This is a genomic window from Lysinibacillus sp. VIII_CA, assembly GCF_049943995.1.
Taxonomy (GTDB): Bacteria; Bacillota; Bacilli; order Bacillales_A; family Planococcaceae; genus Lysinibacillus; species Lysinibacillus pinottii.
Window position 1 is genome coordinate 21,940 of the sequence record NZ_JBNFXM010000012.1, and the last position, 16,249, is coordinate 38,188.

General features: G+C 38.1%; 14 protein-coding genes and 1 pseudogene. 6 read left to right on the forward strand and 9 right to left on the reverse strand.

Going from position 1 to position 16,249, the window contains the following annotated elements:
- The 6 genes from ACP3VS_RS15830 to ACP3VS_RS15855 all read right to left on the reverse strand — a co-directional run bounded on the left by ACP3VS_RS15830 (position 1) and on the right by ACP3VS_RS15855 (position 5,885).
- Entirely contained in the window at positions 1–561 is a 561-nt protein-coding gene (locus ACP3VS_RS15830) for a glycerol-3-phosphate acyltransferase (protein WP_031417958.1), read from the reverse strand.
- A 56-nt stretch (positions 562–617) separates the two neighbouring features.
- Positions 618–1,583, reverse strand: a complete 966-nt coding sequence (locus ACP3VS_RS15835) for a YpdA family putative bacillithiol disulfide reductase (protein ID WP_012293597.1) — start codon at positions 1,581–1,583, stop codon at positions 618–620.
- Between the two features lie 113 nt (positions 1,584–1,696).
- Complete coding sequence (locus tag ACP3VS_RS15840; protein ID WP_197223757.1) at positions 1,697–2,452, reverse strand: metallophosphoesterase; 756 nt, start codon at positions 2,450–2,452, stop codon at positions 1,697–1,699.
- A 146-nt stretch (positions 2,453–2,598) separates the two neighbouring features.
- Positions 2,599–3,327 (reverse strand): LysM peptidoglycan-binding domain-containing protein, encoded by a 729-nt coding sequence (locus ACP3VS_RS15845; protein WP_036161149.1) that lies wholly within the window; start codon positions 3,325–3,327, stop codon positions 2,599–2,601.
- 86 nt (positions 3,328–3,413) lie between these two features.
- A complete protein-coding gene (locus ACP3VS_RS15850) occupies positions 3,414–4,856 on the reverse strand; it encodes a RecQ family ATP-dependent DNA helicase (protein ID WP_426389188.1) in 1,443 nt (480 codons plus the stop codon).
- On the reverse strand, positions 4,857–5,885 hold the full coding sequence (locus ACP3VS_RS15855; RefSeq protein ID WP_036161145.1) for a helix-turn-helix domain-containing protein: 1,029 nt from the start codon (positions 5,883–5,885) through the stop codon (positions 4,857–4,859).
- Positions 5,886–5,991: 106 nt separating this feature from the next.
- On the opposite strand from ACP3VS_RS15855, the gene ACP3VS_RS15860 reads away from it, so the two are divergent.
- The 3 genes from ACP3VS_RS15860 to ACP3VS_RS15870 all read left to right on the forward strand — a co-directional run bounded on the left by ACP3VS_RS15860 (position 5,992) and on the right by ACP3VS_RS15870 (position 7,901).
- The gene (locus tag ACP3VS_RS15860) at positions 5,992–6,240 is read left to right on the forward strand and encodes a ferredoxin (RefSeq protein ID WP_004232564.1); all 249 of its coding nucleotides are present in this window, start codon (positions 5,992–5,994) and stop codon (positions 6,238–6,240) included.
- Positions 6,241–6,374: 134 nt separating this feature from the next.
- The gene (locus tag ACP3VS_RS15865) at positions 6,375–6,668 is read left to right on the forward strand and encodes a hypothetical protein (protein WP_426389191.1); all 294 of its coding nucleotides are present in this window, start codon (positions 6,375–6,377) and stop codon (positions 6,666–6,668) included.
- Positions 6,669–7,118: 450 nt separating this feature from the next.
- Complete coding sequence (locus tag ACP3VS_RS15870) at positions 7,119–7,901, forward strand: enoyl-ACP reductase FabI (protein WP_012293591.1); 783 nt, start codon at positions 7,119–7,121, stop codon at positions 7,899–7,901.
- 53 nt (positions 7,902–7,954) lie between these two features.
- Here the strand turns inward: ACP3VS_RS15870 and ACP3VS_RS15875 are convergent.
- A pseudogene (locus ACP3VS_RS15875) lies at positions 7,955–8,680 on the reverse strand (sulfite exporter TauE/SafE family protein).
- 24 nt (positions 8,681–8,704) lie between these two features.
- Positions 8,705–9,910 carry an MFS transporter gene (locus tag ACP3VS_RS15880; protein ID WP_426389193.1) on the reverse strand — a complete coding sequence of 402 codons (1,206 nt, stop codon included), beginning with the start codon at positions 9,908–9,910 and terminating at the stop codon, positions 8,705–8,707.
- A gap of 300 nt (positions 9,911–10,210) precedes the next feature.
- On the opposite strand from ACP3VS_RS15880, the gene ACP3VS_RS15885 reads away from it, so the two are divergent.
- Both ACP3VS_RS15885 and ACP3VS_RS15890 read left to right on the forward strand, forming a co-directional pair.
- A complete protein-coding gene (locus ACP3VS_RS15885; protein WP_012293588.1) occupies positions 10,211–11,035 on the forward strand; it encodes a methyl-accepting chemotaxis protein in 825 nt (274 codons plus the stop codon).
- A 15-nt stretch (positions 11,036–11,050) separates the two neighbouring features.
- Complete coding sequence (locus ACP3VS_RS15890; protein ID WP_099806161.1) at positions 11,051–11,596, forward strand: GNAT family N-acetyltransferase; 546 nt, start codon at positions 11,051–11,053, stop codon at positions 11,594–11,596.
- 379 nt (positions 11,597–11,975) lie between these two features.
- Here the strand turns inward: ACP3VS_RS15890 and ACP3VS_RS15895 are convergent, their stop codons facing one another.
- Positions 11,976–14,765, reverse strand: coding sequence for an S-layer homology domain-containing protein (locus tag ACP3VS_RS15895; RefSeq protein ID WP_426389196.1), 2,790 nt, complete (start codon positions 14,763–14,765; stop codon positions 11,976–11,978).
- Between the two features lie 417 nt (positions 14,766–15,182).
- Here ACP3VS_RS15895 and ACP3VS_RS15900 point away from each other — a divergent pair, with 417 nt between their 5' ends.
- The gene (locus ACP3VS_RS15900; RefSeq protein WP_036161139.1) at positions 15,183–16,064 is read left to right on the forward strand and encodes a tyrosine-type recombinase/integrase; all 882 of its coding nucleotides are present in this window, start codon (positions 15,183–15,185) and stop codon (positions 16,062–16,064) included.
- The last annotated feature ends 185 nt before the right edge of the window (positions 16,065–16,249 follow it).

A 16,249-nucleotide genomic window follows, 5' to 3' on the forward strand; every position in this document is an offset into this window, starting at 1 on the left:
TTACTTCCCTCTTTTCCATGACTCCTTAATATTAGACATATGTCTTATGATCATACACACGATTGCAATAATCAAAAGTGCATAGGCCTCTAATTGACCCGATTGTATGATAGCGCCAACATAAAAAATAAAACCTCCAACCATGCCTAATGTTAAGCTCCTTGTGCATATAAGCACGGCCGCCGTACCTGCAATCATCCATAAAAACAAGCTTGGTGATAGAGCGAGGCCAACTCCAATAAAAGTTGCGACTCCTTTTCCTCCTTTACATTTCAGCCAGAATGGATATAAGTGCCCTGCAATGACACAGGCTGCTCCACTAACAATGACCCATTCTTCTAAATGCCATAAGCGCCCTAAACTTACCACCAGTGCACCTTTCATGGTATCACCTAGAAATGTCATAAAAAAGGCCTTCTTGCCAAGGACGCTTCCCGCATTGCGCGCACCTAAGTTTTTACTGCGTTCTTCCTGTAAATTAACACCATATATCTTTCCAACGAAAAATGCTGTCATGAAGTTTCCTATTAAATAACTGAAGAGCAAATACAAACCAATCAATCATATTCCCCCTTGCTAAAAGGCTGTATAAGCTACATGCCTATACAGCCTCACCTTTATCCTTTTCTTTGAGCGATAGTTTGTGCGATGCAATCCCCATGAAAACGTCCATTTTCAATAAAAATTTCGTTGGCGTTATTTCCCGCGGCAATGACGCCTGCGATAAACAATCCTTCCACATTTGTTTCCATCGTTTCTGGTGTAAAATAAGGGCGACCCGTTTCTTCATCAATATTGACGCCCATAGCTTTAATAAAGGAGTGATCAGGATGATAGCCAGTCATAGCAAAGACAAAATCATTTTTCATCACCTTTTCATGGCCATCTATTGCTAAGACTACTTCATGCTCACGTATTTCTAACACATTCGTATTAAAATTCATGTCAACTTCTCCTGTTTTGACTACTCCTTCAAATTCAGGTAATACCCATGGCTTAATACTTGGAGAATATTCATGTCCTCTATAGGCAACCGTAACACGAGCACCAGCCTTATTTAATTCCAACGCTGCATCTATAGCTGAATTTTTGCCCCCAATGACAAGAACATCCGTATCAAAAAATTCATGTCCCTCTTTAAAATAATGGAAAACTTTAGGTAATTGTTCTCCATTGATATTTAAATAATTAGGATGATCATAGTAGCCTGTTGCAATAATGACATAAGGCGTTTCATAACTATCCTTATCTGAAGTAACAGTAAACATACCATTATTTTTCACAACACTTTGCACTTTTTCAAAGCGGTTAACTTGAATATTTTTTAATCGAACAACTTCTCGATAATATACAAGGGCTTGATTCCGTTTGGGCTTACGTCCCTCAATAATAAATGGCACATCGCCAATCCCTAATCGTTCACTTGTACTAAAAAAAGTCTGGTGGGTAGGGTAATGATAAATCGCATTTACGATATTTCCCTTTTCAATAACGATGGGTTTTAATCCAATATTTTGCAAAGCTATTGCTGCTGCTAAACCGCATGGGCCTCCTCCAACAATAATCGCATCTGCTTGCTGCATTTCTTGACACTCCAATCGAATATGGACAGCTATAGTTGCTGTTCCTTGCTTACATCCATTATTAAAATAGACGATACCTTTTTATTATACGCCTTCTAGCAAGTTTTGTTTGTTTATTTACTCGAAATATCAATGTCGATGATATGACATTGTGGTTTGGCACCAAGTCGCATTGGCAATAATGTAGTTCCATAGCCATTACTAACTAAAGTCATAACACCATCTCGCTCTCGATAAGAACCATTAGGATGGACACCATATGGACCAAATCGAATCTGTCCTCCATGTAAATGTCCACCCATCATTAAATCAGCACGGTACTTGGCACGGACTTTCGCAAAAACACCTGGATTATGCGCAATAAAAGCAACTAGATCATGCTCTTCTACTTTTTCAAATGCTTTTTCAAAGCTATATTCTTTAACTGTTGTATCCTCAATTGCACTAAGCCAGAAACGGTTTTTCGTTGGTAACAGCACCGCATCATTGACAATAATTTGAATATGATGCTGCTGCAATATGCTCTTAAGCCTCTCCTCTCCCACTTCTCTGTCATTATTTCCCCATACAAAATAAGTAGGTCCAATAGAAGTTAATAATTGTAAATTCTCATGAATACGTGGAATGGGTGTGCGATTATCTGCTAAATCTCCACCAATAATGACAGCATCAAAATGTCCTGTTAATTGAGCAATCATTTTTTTATTAATTTTACGTAAATGAACATCTGAAATAAAAAATAAACGTAGTTTTTCCGGCGCTCCCTTTAATAGTAGCTGGTGATGTAAAACATTGTTTTCATGTGCCACCTTCAACATATAAATCAGAAAGACGACCACTACGATAAGCAATAGCCCTATATATAGCATTCCCTCACTTCTCCTTACGACAGCAAAAAGACGATTCGTTTCCTATGAAGAATCGTCTTTTTACTAAATCAGACGTACGTTTTGGTGTGAACGTTTGTCCTTTATTTTATACTAGCTAAACTATATGACCATTATATGGTTTTTGTCTAAGGAAGTTTAATTACTTGCCCAACCATAACTGTATTTGAAGACATACCATTGGCAGCACGAATTTTAGCTAAAGTCGCTTCACTGCCATCACCATAATGATTTAATGCAATACGGAATAAGTTCTCATTTGCTTTAACAGTATGTGTACTTGCTTTAGTATTTTGTTTTGCTTCTTCCGCTTTTTTTGCCTCTTCAGCTTTTTTCGCTGCCTCGGCCTGTTGCTGAGCTATTCTTGCCTCCTCAGCTTTGCGAGCTTCTTCCGCTTTACTTGCTTCTTCCGCTTTTTTTGCCTCTTCAGCTTTTTTCGCTGCCTCAGCAGCTTTTTGGTCAGCTGCTACTTTATCAGCATTTTCTTTAGATGGTTCGTTTGACTTTTGATCAGCTTGCTCGCCCTTGTCTTTATTTTTGTCCTTGTCAGATGCAGATGCCTCTGAAGAATCCATTTCGACGACCTGTTCACCTGAATCTTTCTCAGCTTGCTCTATTGTTTTCCCTGGCTCGTAAAACTTCCAAAAATAGACTAGAATTGTTAATGGAATAAGGATAAATATAACAAAAAGAATCGTCATTAACGGTGTTTTCCGTTTCGGATTTTTAGGCTTTTGTTTCTTATCTCCATTTTTATTCATTCTGGAAACTCTCGACAAAGTTTGCTGTTCGTTTTGTTCATCTTCAAATGATTGACGATGTTCTTCTATTTTATCGCGATAATCTTCTTTACTCATTTGTCTTTCCCCCAAACCTTACTACTCTTTTTGTCACTCTATTATGACGAATTTTACGAAAAAAGTAAATGACCGTCAGTTTTAGTCTAATTACCCAGTAATAGTAGCTGCAATCGACGTTCCCACGAAATCATTTCTATTTTTTTCTCTGTTGTTAAGCGTACTTTCTTGATTTCATCATAATGGATTCCACAATTTTCACAACACTTTTCCGGTTTTTTTTGCAATTTTTGCCCGAAATACCCGACAAGATGTTCACGAATACAGTCTTTTGTCTGTATAATCTTCAACATTTCATCGACTGCACGGTATTTTTCTAGGGCTAATTGATTGAGGCGAGCCTTTACTTGCTCCTTAGTTTCTTGTTGCATCCAATAGTCCAACACACGAAATGCTGTCTCTCCTAATTCTCCATTTTTTAACATCTGTGCTGGTAGTACTTGCTGAGAAAGAAGCTCCTCATAGCGATCAACATGTTGAGAACTCGGAAGGTCACCTGTCACAACGAACTTCGCCAGCTCTTCATCACCATCACAATAGAGTAAAATGGCATGTGCAGGTTCACCATCTCGACCTGCTCGACCAATTTCCTGCATATAATTTGCAATATTAGCAGGCATTGACTCATGAATGACCTGACGAATATCTTGTTTATTAATCCCCATACCAAAAGCATTTGTTGCCACTATCCAGTCCAATTCACCATCAATAAACTGCTGCTGAATAAATTGGCGATCCTCAGCCCCATAGCCTGCATGATAGGCTGCAGTACGAATACCTACTTGTAAAAATGCCTCACTATACTGTTGCGCTCGTTTGCGTGAGGAAACATACAGTATACCTGGGCCAGCAGTTGCTTTGACATGTCGCATAAGGCAGCTCGCTTTATCCGCCTTATCCTCCAGAACAATGCGTCCTAATTGAATATTGGGCCGATCAACATTATACATAAATTCAAATGGGTCCTTTAACGATAATGTTTCTCGAATATCTTGCATGACCTTCCTTGTTGCAGTGGCGGATAGTGCTAGCAATGGAGATCGATTGTGCCTCGATAGCCACTCACCTATCCGTAAATAATCTGGTCGGAAATCATAGCCCCATTGCGATATACAATGTGCCTCGTCCACTACGATTAAACCTAATTTTACCTGTGCTAGTTTCTCTTGAACCTGCTGCTGAAGTAGCATCTCTGGCGAGGTAAAAATGAAACGGTATTGTTCTAAATAATGTAATACATATCTTTTTTCTGTGATGGATAAAAAAGAATTTAAAGCGACAACCCTCTTTTCTCCAAAACGTTTCAATTCCTCTACCTGATCTTGCATTAATGAAAGCAATGGCGATACAATCAGCACTGGCTTTTCTAAAATATAAGCTGGTAGCTGATAGCAAAGTGATTTTCCCATTCCTGTTGGCAATAAGGCCATTACATCTTTCTCTTGAAGTATTGCTTCAATGACTTCCCTTTGCCCTGGTCGAAATGATGAATAACCAAAATGTTTATGCAATAGTTCTTCCAGTTCCATTTATACTTCTCCTTTCGCAAGGACAAGCCTTAATTGAAAATAACTCAATTCCTTTAAAGCCTCATGTAAGATTTTCAATTTTTTCGTTTGATAATGCTTTGATGCCTGCCAAACTTTTTCAGCTTCCTCATATGAGACGAATGGACCAATGGAAAAGTTCGGTTCATACATCGCTAATTCCACAAAGTGGTCTTCAATAGTACTTTGCTTCAGTTTTCTTATTTGCACTATTTGTTCAACTGAATATCCCTGTTCATACAATTGTGCTGTTTGCTGTGCGGAATCGGTTAGCAATATTTTCACTCTTACTCCTTGTGCCACTTCTTTAAGCAATGGATAATCATTGTTTTGTTGCACTTCGTTTAATAATTTATGTAGTGTTTCAATAAAAGCTAATTGACTATCTAGCACAGACTCCTTCCGTTTATCGGCAAGCTGCTGCCATGTCCAACCAGGCAAACGATACCCACTTAATCGATAAAGGACAAGCTGTTTGCTACCATCTGAAACTGGAATATTCTTCAGCACGCTGGTGCATTCATCTAATAATTGCTGTTGTAAATGACCTTGTAGATAATGATGATTCTGCAAAAAGGATCGCACCCAATTTTGAATATCAGGATCTCTACTGATGGGTGAGAAAGAACGAACAGCTGCAGTTTGATACGACAAACTTTGCACAATTAATGAAAGACGTGCAAAAAACACATGCTCATTTCCTCGATAATGCCATCCATCAAAGAAAAATGGCGGGGTTTGTTGCGCTCGCTGCAAACCTAGCTTTTCCATGTAAAAGTGACCAGATTCCTGCACTTTTAGCCAACTATATTGCATAAATAACGTTACCGCCTCATCAAAGGTAGTCCGTGGTAGTTTAGGTAATAAACCAAAATATTGATGCAACTGAAAAAGGCCAATGTCTTGAATAGTCTGACCTGACCGCTTTCCTTTCAAGACGTGATAAGCAGCCGAAATCGTCCGTTCCTTATTGAGTTTTTGAAAGATTTGCAATAGAATTTGATGAAACATTGACGCAAATTCCTCCAATTTAATAGTATTTAAGTTGAAATGTAAGATAAACATCTTTAAAATGAGTATGAAGCTTTGTAGGAACATCGTTAAAGGAGAGAAAAAAATGGCTAAATACACAATAGTTGATAAAGATACATGCATCGCTTGTGGCGCATGTGGAGCCGCAGCGCCAGACATTTATGATTATGATGATGAAGGTATTGCCTTCGTTATTTTAGATGATAACATGGGAACTGCTGAAGTGCCAGAAGATCTATTAGAAGATATGCAAGACGCTTTTGAAGGGTGTCCAACTGACTCTATCAAAGTAGCAGATGAAACTTTTGATGGTGACTCATTAAAATTCGAATAGTCTTCAATATGTATGTACACCCAAAAGGCATCCTTCAATGGGTGCCTTCTTCATTTGGATGAAATATTCTACTAACTTTTGCAACAAGATTATCAATCATATACTATACAGACCAATCTATTGGAGGAATGATGATGTTTGAGCAGTTACAAGTAGAGCATAGTTTATTCCATATCGATAAAGAGCATATCAATCAATTTAAAAAACTCGCGGCAAAATGGCAAATAATTTTTCCGCAGGTTTATGCGAAATGTTTGAATACACTCGATTCATGGGCCATTGTGTTAAATAATTGGTTTTTTTTTAAATCTCAGCATACCGATGAACTGATTCTCAATCCTTCTAAAGCCATCTACTACTCTATCAATACATTTTTGCTGGAAGAGCTCAAAAAAATTCAAATAATTCAAAAAAATAAATCAATGTAATAATGACGATTTACAATACTTTGCTGCGTTTCAGTTAGGAAATGCCATCGATTTATGGGTTTATAAGACGGTTGGAAAAAGTACTGCGGCCGATTTATTAAATTCTCAGGAAGACAAACCTTATTTTCTCGCATATTTAGATGATGGGTTTCAAACGGACAACACGCCTTTCCATAGAGACCAAACAAGAGCCATCAAAATACTTGCTCAAACAATTCGTAACCACAATTGCTTTAGAATCACTATCAATAGTGCTGTTTATCAAGCAGTAGATATGTATGAAGATTATGTAGCTAATTAGTATGCCATTTCATTCGTCTCTCACATAGTAGGGATGAATTTTTTTTTGCCCGATAATCGGCTACTCTATTGCAACGTTTTTTTATGTATGATAAGATTTTAGTAGTTGGTACTAATAACAGATATTATCTCACAAAGGAGTTCTTTATAATGATGGATAATTTATTACAATTAAAAGATAAAAATATTGTTGTCATGGGTGTAGCGAATGATCGTAGTATCGCATGGGGCATTGCAAAACGTTTATTTGATGTAGGGGCAAACGTTATTTTCACTTATCGTCAAGAACGCTCATTGAAAAAATTACAAAAGCAATTAGACAATATGGGTCAAGCTGATTCTCTTGTTGTTCAATGTGACGTTAATAGTGATGAAAGTACAAAAGCAGCATTTGATGAAATTGGCTCAAAGGTTGGCATTATTCATGGTATTGTGCATTCAGTAGCTTTTGCTCACGCCGAAGATTTACACAACCGCTTCCTAGAAACAACACGTGAAGGCTACGCATTTGCACAAGATACAAGTGCCTACTCTCTAATTTCAACAGCAAAAGCCGCTCATCCATATATGACAGAGGGTGGCTCGATCGTTACAATGAGTTACTTAGGTGCGGAACGAGTGCTTGATGGCTACAATGTGATGGGTGTAGCAAAGGCTGCATTAGAGGCTTCTATGCGCTATCTTGCTGCTGATATTGGTCAAGACAATATTCGCGTCAATGCTATTTCAGCCGGTGCTATTCGTACACTTGCTGCAAAGGGGGTTCCTTCCTTTAATACAATTTTACACAAAATTGAGGAAACAGCTCCTTTAAAACGAAATGTTCAACAAGATGAAGTAGCTGATATGACCATTGTTATGCTATCTCACTTATCACGTGGTGTCACTGGTGAAACTATTTACATCGACGCTGGCTACAATATTATGGGTTAACTATAAAGAAGGACGGAAGATAAATACTCTCTTCCATTCTTCTTTTTTCTTTATCATATCGTCCCAATACTTTGTATGAATAAAATCAGACCTGCTGCTACTAAAAGAAGATAAATCAATGATCTAAATAGCTTTTGATTGAGCCTAGTATACAACATTTGTCCCAAAATCAAACCGATGAAAACAATAGGCAAGGCATACAGACTATAAATCCACACTAGTGTACTTGTGCCCTCAACAGTAACTTGAGATAGTAAACTAATAAGATAGATAAAAATATAATAGGCTAGTGAAATAGCTCTAATGGTTTCTTTATTTTGATGCGTGCTCGCAAAATACATCAACAATGGCGGTCCTGCCATACCAATACTTGTTGTAAACATTCCTGAGATTAAACCAACGCCATAATCTCTACCACTTGTTTGTTGAATAGAGAAATTTTTCATCAATAAAAACGTAAGGCCTATTAAAAGGATGGCGATTATAAGTTTAAATGTCGTGGCATCAACTAAGGCAAATACAATGCTACCGAAAGGAGCACCCACAACACTACCAATTATAATCCTCTTCAGCAAAACGGTATCAATATCATGCCTCACCCTTCAAATTAGAGAACAGGAAATAACAAGGGACAGTACGATATTTATTTGCATCGCCTCTTGCGGAGAAAAAAGCAACAATAAAAAAGGGGTGGCCATAATAGAAAAACCAAACCCCGTACTTGTTTGCAAAATGGAAGCTGTTAGTATAATAAAAAAATACAAAAGTAATTCCTGCAAAACAACACCTCACATCATTTAATACTATAGAGTGGTGGTAGCATATTGCTTAGCAATTAATTCCTTCAATAAGAAAGATAACATGCAAGCAATTAGTAAAAATAAAGCAATCATGGCGACCACACCTATCCAGCCATATTTCACCCAAAAAACACCACCTACTGTCCCACCAACACTCGAACCAACATAATAAAAAAATAAATAAAGGGATGATGCTTGTGCTTTATCATGTGTTGCCCGTTTACTCACCCAGCCACTTGCGATAGAATGAGCAGCAAAAAAACCAAAGGTAAACACCGTAATGCCTATAATTTTTAAAGTAAGGAGCCCATTGAGTGTTACAACGGCTCCTGCCAACATGATGGCAATGGCTAGTAATAGCATTTGTTGGCGTCCGTAACGATCGGCTAGACTACCAAACCAAGCTGAGCTTACTGTTCCTACTAGGTATATAATAAATATCCAACCTACAATGGTCGCGCTCAAATTATAGGGAGGGGCCATTAATTTAAAGCCAATATAGTTATAAAGTGTGATAAAGCTTCCCATCAGAACAAATCCTATACCATATAGACACAACATAGAAGGGTCCTTCAGATGTTGCCACAGCGTTTTAGTTAATGCTTTTAATTGTAAAGGACGAGGGCTAAAATGCTTAGAGCTTGGCAGCATCCAGACAAACAACACACTGACAATAAGGCTGATTCCTCCTAGCACCATCATCCCTACATGCCAGTTATAATGGTCCGTTAATGTCCCAATAATGACTCGTCCACTAAGTCCTCCTACAGAATTACCACTAATGTATAGACCCATGGCAACCCCTAAGCTTGCTGGTTCCATTTCCTCGCCTAAATAAGCCATGGCAATTGCCGGTAAACCTGCAAAAACGATTCCTTGAAGCACTCGCAATACTAAAATTATTTCAAAGTTTGGTGAAAACGCAAGTGCCACTGTCAATACAGAGGCTGCAAAAATAGAAATCGTCATCAATGATTTTCTTCCCCATGCCTCAGATAACGAACTAATAATAATTAAACTCACTGCTAAGGCAAAGGTAGTGACAGAAAGAGATAAACTTGCAACAGCTGGCGAGACGTGAAACAAATCTGCAAATGTCGGCAGTAATGGCTGTGTTATATAGAGGTTAGCAAAAGTAATAAAGCCTGCCAAAAATAAGGCCCAATTTGCTTTACGAAACGCTTTCGTGCCCTTTTGTATATATTCCATGACTCTCTCTCCTTCAGCTCTTCAGCATTTCTACTATTATTTTAATACAATATTTTGCAAAACACACGACCTCTCCGTCAAAAAATGGACAAATCCATCGTCATTTTCACTAAAAAAAGTAAAATTTAATTGACATTTAAAAACAATCCAATTCTCTTTCCAACGCTATTTATAAAAAGGAATTTACTATTTTGACTTGGCAAATATTATGCTACAGTAAAGGTAATCATCTAGAACCATTGTCACAATGAATACAGATGACACAACCATTTTTCATTGACTAGACTTGGAGGAATTTTTATGAAAATTATCGAAGCTTTAGCCCTTGCAGCACCTTATATTCACCTTGCATTAAAGCAAGAAGCCATTGTAGCTGTTATTGAAAAGGACAGTGAAACAGTCATCAAGTATTTAGCAGGTAAACGTGTAGATTCAGGCTATCATGATGGACAAAAAGTAAATGCTAATGACCAAAATGTTTACATTGCCTTTAACGGACAAAATGCAGATGTGGTTATACCGAAGGATGTTTACGGCGTAGCAATCAATGCTTTTTCATTCCCCATTCGCGAAAATGGTTTAGTAGTAGGTGCCTTAGCGTTTGGCCTACCAATAGATAATGAGCTTAAACTCGAAGATTATATGAGTACTATGGATAATATTGTCAATAGCCTACAGGATAAAGTACATACAATTGCTTCCCATTCAGAGGAATTAGCGGCGACTAGTGAGGAAATAAATAAGCAGGCACAGCATGCCCTAGAGGATTCAGAAAAAACCAATGCCGTAACGGATTTAATTAAAAGCATTTCCCGCCAAACCAATTTACTTGGCTTAAATGCATCCATAGAGGCCGCTCGCGCTGGACAACATGGTGCTGGCTTTAATATTGTGGCACAGGAAGTTCGAAAATTGTCCTTTGAGACATCTAGTGCTACCGAAAATATAGAATCCTCCTTACGTAATATTAATAGAAATCTTGAAAACCTAAAGCAAAATATGGGACAAATTAATGATGCCACGAATGAGCAAGCACAGCTCGTACAAGATTTTAGCGAAATTATCGAAGAGCTGACAGTGCTTAGCCGAGAAATGAAAGGCTTTATGCATGATGCACTAAAATAGAAATGAGGTGATGAGATGGATATTTACATTAATGATGATTTATCTTTACGTACAATTACCCTAGAGGATGCAGAAGCAGTTTTTGCATGTACCGATGCTTCAAGAATGTATTTAAAGGAATGGCTACCATGGCTGGACTATACAAAGGAAGTAGCAGATACAAAAGCCTATATAGAAGGCTGTATCAAGGGGTATGAAGCGAATAATAGCCTTTCTCTCGTCATTCTCTTTAAAAATGAAATTGTCGGCATCGCTGGCTTTAATACTATTAATCCCACTAATAAAATCGGCACGATTGGCTACTGGCTTAGTGAAGGTGCACAGGGGCATGGCATTATGACCAAAGCTGTAAAAGCTCTATTACAATATGCCTTTGAAACATTACAACTTCATAAAGTGGAAATTCGTGCTGCTGTTGGCAATGAAAAAAGTCGCGCAATCCCAGAGCGCCTTGGTTTAATGAAAGAGGGCACCCTACGAGCAGCAGAATGGCTTTATGATCATTATGTGGATCATGTTGTATATGGCATGCTCCGAAGTGAGTGGCAGCAACAAAAATAACAAAGCGACCTGATGAATCGATTCGGGACTAACTCCTATATAAGACAGAGATCAAAAAGATCATTCAATCGTTGCTGGTAATGAATCGGCGACTGGTTGTTTCGTTTCGCTTATATTCGGTTACCGTTATTAAAAATCAAATAACTTTTGACAGTTTGTTTGACAATTGCCGTCGTACATTTTCCCGATTCTCTATAACTTACTTTGCCATTTAAATAACGTAAACAGCTTCTAATTTTTTATTAGCCGTATATTTATCCATAAAAAAACTGCGCTTCTAATTGTTAGAATGTGTCTAACAATTTAGCGCAGTTCACTTTTGAATATAATTAGCCAGATAAATTTCCCCTATACAAAATAATAGAAAATACTTCCTTTACTATTTCCACAGCTCAAAGCCGTTATCCTTACGCGTGTAGCTATGCTCTGTAGACGCTTCTATGATGTAGCAATACGCCCAATGTTTTTTATTTAAATCCTTATATTGCACTGCGTCCGATGGGATATCGCTAAGTTCGATTTTGCGGTTTAACATGTTGTTAATAATTTTCACCACTTCAGCGCGAGTGATTGAACTTGCCGGTCTAAAGCTGCCGTCAGGATAGCCATTTATCCACCCCTTAGTATACGCGCTGTCAATATACGCTGCCGCCCAATGGTCGATTGAGACATCTTTAAACGAAGTGTTTTCGTTTGTTAATAGGTTATCAAATCTTGAAGCTATGGCTGCAAATTCCGCTCTTGTAATTGTCTGTCTAGGCTTGAACGTGCCATCCCTATACCCCACCAGTATGCCTTGACTTGCAAGGTAATTGACCGACTGTGCATACCATGTGTCGCCACCGACATCACTGAATGTTCCATTTACAGCAATATTCTTATTTTCGTCTTTTATCAGCCTGAAATATATTGCCGCCGCTTCCGCTCTTGTGATTGAGCTTCCTGGCTTTACGCTGCCGTCAGGGTAGCCGTTAATATACTTGATATGTTCACCAGTTTCAAGCTCGGGGATAGCATCTATGTTCTTACTATAGAAGAATACAACCTTGTTTTCACCTGCTTTGAACGTTATCGTTTCCGTCTTTTTACTGCCCGTATCCAAGTGATAACCCTCAATAGCCAGGGCGTTTATCGTTTCTGTCGTGCCGACTATCACACTTGAACTTTTACTATAGATAATTTCTCCAGATTGCTTGTCTATGCCTTGAACTAGTAATGTCGCCGAAGGTGCTCCACTGCTGCTATTGTTATTGTTACTGTTATTGTTACTGTTACTGTTATTGTTACCACTGCCACCTTTACTTGTCCATTTTGCATATAAAGTAATGTTGTCGGTAACAGTATCTGTATCAAATTTCCATGCATTAGTTAGTGTATCTTCTTTATACCAACCGCTGAACGTATACTCACTTTTGATTGGTGGCGTTGGCTCGGTTATAAGGCTACTTCGAGGAATGTCCGTTTGTTCTGCCACTGCAGAACCACCGTTGGAATTAAAGTTTACTGTATAAAGTGACTTTGTCAAATATTTAAATCCCACACCTACAATATCGCTTATTGTTTCAGTAGCAGTGCTCATACGGTAATCTGCCGGGTAGATTACTAGGGCTTCATCATTAAAAATACTGCCTTCGTTTCCCCAAAAACGTGCTTTTCCCTTGTTAGTCAATAAAAACGGTTCCAAAATTAAAGGATTGGCTAGATTGATAGTCACAAAGCTTGGATCGCCTGTCGTTTGGGCGTAGAAAACGCCTCCCGATATAGTGTCGATTTTTGCAGGAGAGGTGCTACTTAAAGTAGTTGAATTGATTGCATGGAAGCCGCCAATGAAAATGCCGCCAGAAATCATGTTTACCGTCGTTTCATTTAGGAAAGCTTCTCCAGATGCGCTGACACTGGTAAATTTGCCCCCACTGATGAGCTTGATAATAGCATTGGGATGATTCGACGCATAGTTCCAAAGGGCAATAGAATCTCCGGTGATTTCTGTATTACTGCCGATTTCATTAATCGTACCAACATTCAGAAGGCCAACGTTTGTCGAAGTAATAATGGCATTGCTAATGATATCAATAGTTCCACCAATATCATTTTGAAGCCCAGCTTCTCCACCTAAAAAGGTTCCACCACTAATCTTGTTAATAAAAGCGCCGTCTTCTAGTAGCAGAACACCAATCTCTCCATCAAAAGTTCCGCCAGAAATTTCACCGATACCTGATGGGTCGCCCAATGCTACAATGTCAATGCCTCTTCCATAGTAATTTGCAGTAAGCTTGGTATAGGCACAAATAAATCGACCACCACTAATTTTTCCAATAGTTCCACCACGAAGCAGGCGAAGAGCAGCAATCTCTTGTTCCGCAAAAAAATCCCCGTTGGATATCTCACCAATTTGTGCCTTACCATCCACCTGAACGTTCGCCCACCTCTCTGGAGAAGCAGCTAAATTTCTGAAGGTGCCGCCCGAAATTAGATTGATTTTTGTATCTTCGTCATACATATATAACGAGTGCGTTTTACCAATGATAGTTCCGCCACTGATTTCCTCCAGCCTGGCACCATTCGTCATCGAAATGGCGATTGATCCAGAAGATTCCAAATGTCCGCCGGTTATTTTTCCAGATGCCTTCGGATCGTATAAATCCAGTACCATATTCCGAGGCCCAGTCGCTAAAAGCTTTGCTCCGTTGTTTATTTCAATATTCCCATTTGCAACGGTTATAATTGTTCTCTGGGGACCTGAAAGTGTAAGTACTTCAGTATCCGAGCCCCCTCCCAAAGTCAAATCAAAGCCATCCTGAACCCTAAAATTAGCATTAATACCCAGTGTAACCTTGTAATTTCCACCGCTAGCTAGTAGCGTAATATCTTTCATAATTGAAATCGCAGAGGATAGATTTATATCTTCTGTTACAGCAATCGTATCATTGTCCTGTGCTGCATTTATCGCCCCCTGCAGCGTAGCATATGTTGCGCCATCCACTCTAGGAGCGGTGTCGTTGGAAACTATACTAGGTGATACAAACAGTGTAGCTGCGCTATCCGCATTTACCGACAACAAAAACTGCGGCATGAGTGACAAAAACATTATCAAAAATAACAGTAGTGAAACCGTCCACTTATTGCATATTCCTTTTACAGTACCGGTTATTCTTTCAAAATAGTTCATCTTTCATTACCTCCAATTTGTTAGTAACTTCCTAAAGGTACAACTTTAAATTTGAATTAATATTACTTTGGTGATTTATTCTGTTAATAAAAAGATTGTCTAAGTATGTGTTAAAATGCTTCTCCCTCCTAGCCCCACCCCTATCTTTACTTACCAATCTTTTTATTTTAGTTGCGATAAATATAATTATCGCAACCAAAAAAAGCTTACAAAATCCTTCTAAGAAGGTGCTTTGCAAGCTTTGAGATTTTTTTGTCGATTTTTTTCGAATAATGAAATAATATAAGGTTTACTATGCTCATTATAGTTTATTATAAAGCTAGTAGTTGCGATAATTATATTTATCGCAACTGTGTTGTAAATTGTAATATTTGCTGATATACTCGTGTCAAAGTCAAAAAGGAGTATATTATTTTTATGCTATTAAACACGTTAAAGGACTTTTTGCCTAAATTCATTAAACATTTAACATATGATGAATACGCAAAAAATAGTATTAGAAGCTATCAAAAAGATATTTTAAAACTGTTTGCTTTTTTAGAGAAAAAAGACGGAAAATTGCAAAAAGAATATTTAATTGAGTATAAAAAATCATTGGAAATAAGATTGAAACCTTCAAGCGTCAATCGCAGCATTGCGGCGGTCAACAAATTTTTTAAATTTATAGGGCTGGATGACTTCACGCTAAAGGCTCTCAGAATTCAAGAGCAGACAACTGCTCAACATGAGCTTACCCAAAAGGAACTTGACAAGTTAATTGAAAGCGCCTTCACAAATAAAAAGACGAAAATCGCGATGATTATGCTGACGCTTGCCTACACAGGAATACGCATAGGGGAACTGCAGTTTATCACCGTTAAGGCTATCAACAGCGGAAAGGTTCTTATTAAGAATAAAGGAACTGTACGCACGATTGTAATACATAAGGACTTACAAGGTTATTTATCCTTATATTGCAGGGAAAAAAATGTGAAAAGCGGTATCGTTTTTACGGGCAGTAAAGGCAGCCCAATAAGCCGTTCCTATATTGCACGTGCAATGAAAGAAGTAGCAGAGCAATGTGGAATTGATCCAGCAATGGTTTTCCCCCACAATCTGCGGCACTATTTCGCTCGAAGCTTTTTAGACTGCGGCAATCCACTGTCGGATTTAGCAGATATTTTAGGACATAAAAGCATTGACACCACAAGACGGTATTTAAGAACCAGTGCTGAAACAAAACAAAAGCAGTTGGCAAAGCTGAAAATCATCCCGAACTGGCAAAGAAATTACGGGTATTCTCAGGAAAAAATAATGTGACCACTTGTAAAATTGAATATAAAACGAAATTAGCGCAATTTGAAAGGATTGGGCTTTTTTGCATAAATATGTGGATATGGAGTTTCCATTAGGTAGAGAGTGATTTTTTTTTGGTGCATCCCTGAATGCTATTAAAATTTTTTATTAACGTCCTTATTGTAAAATGAAATATTTCTCTCAATAGT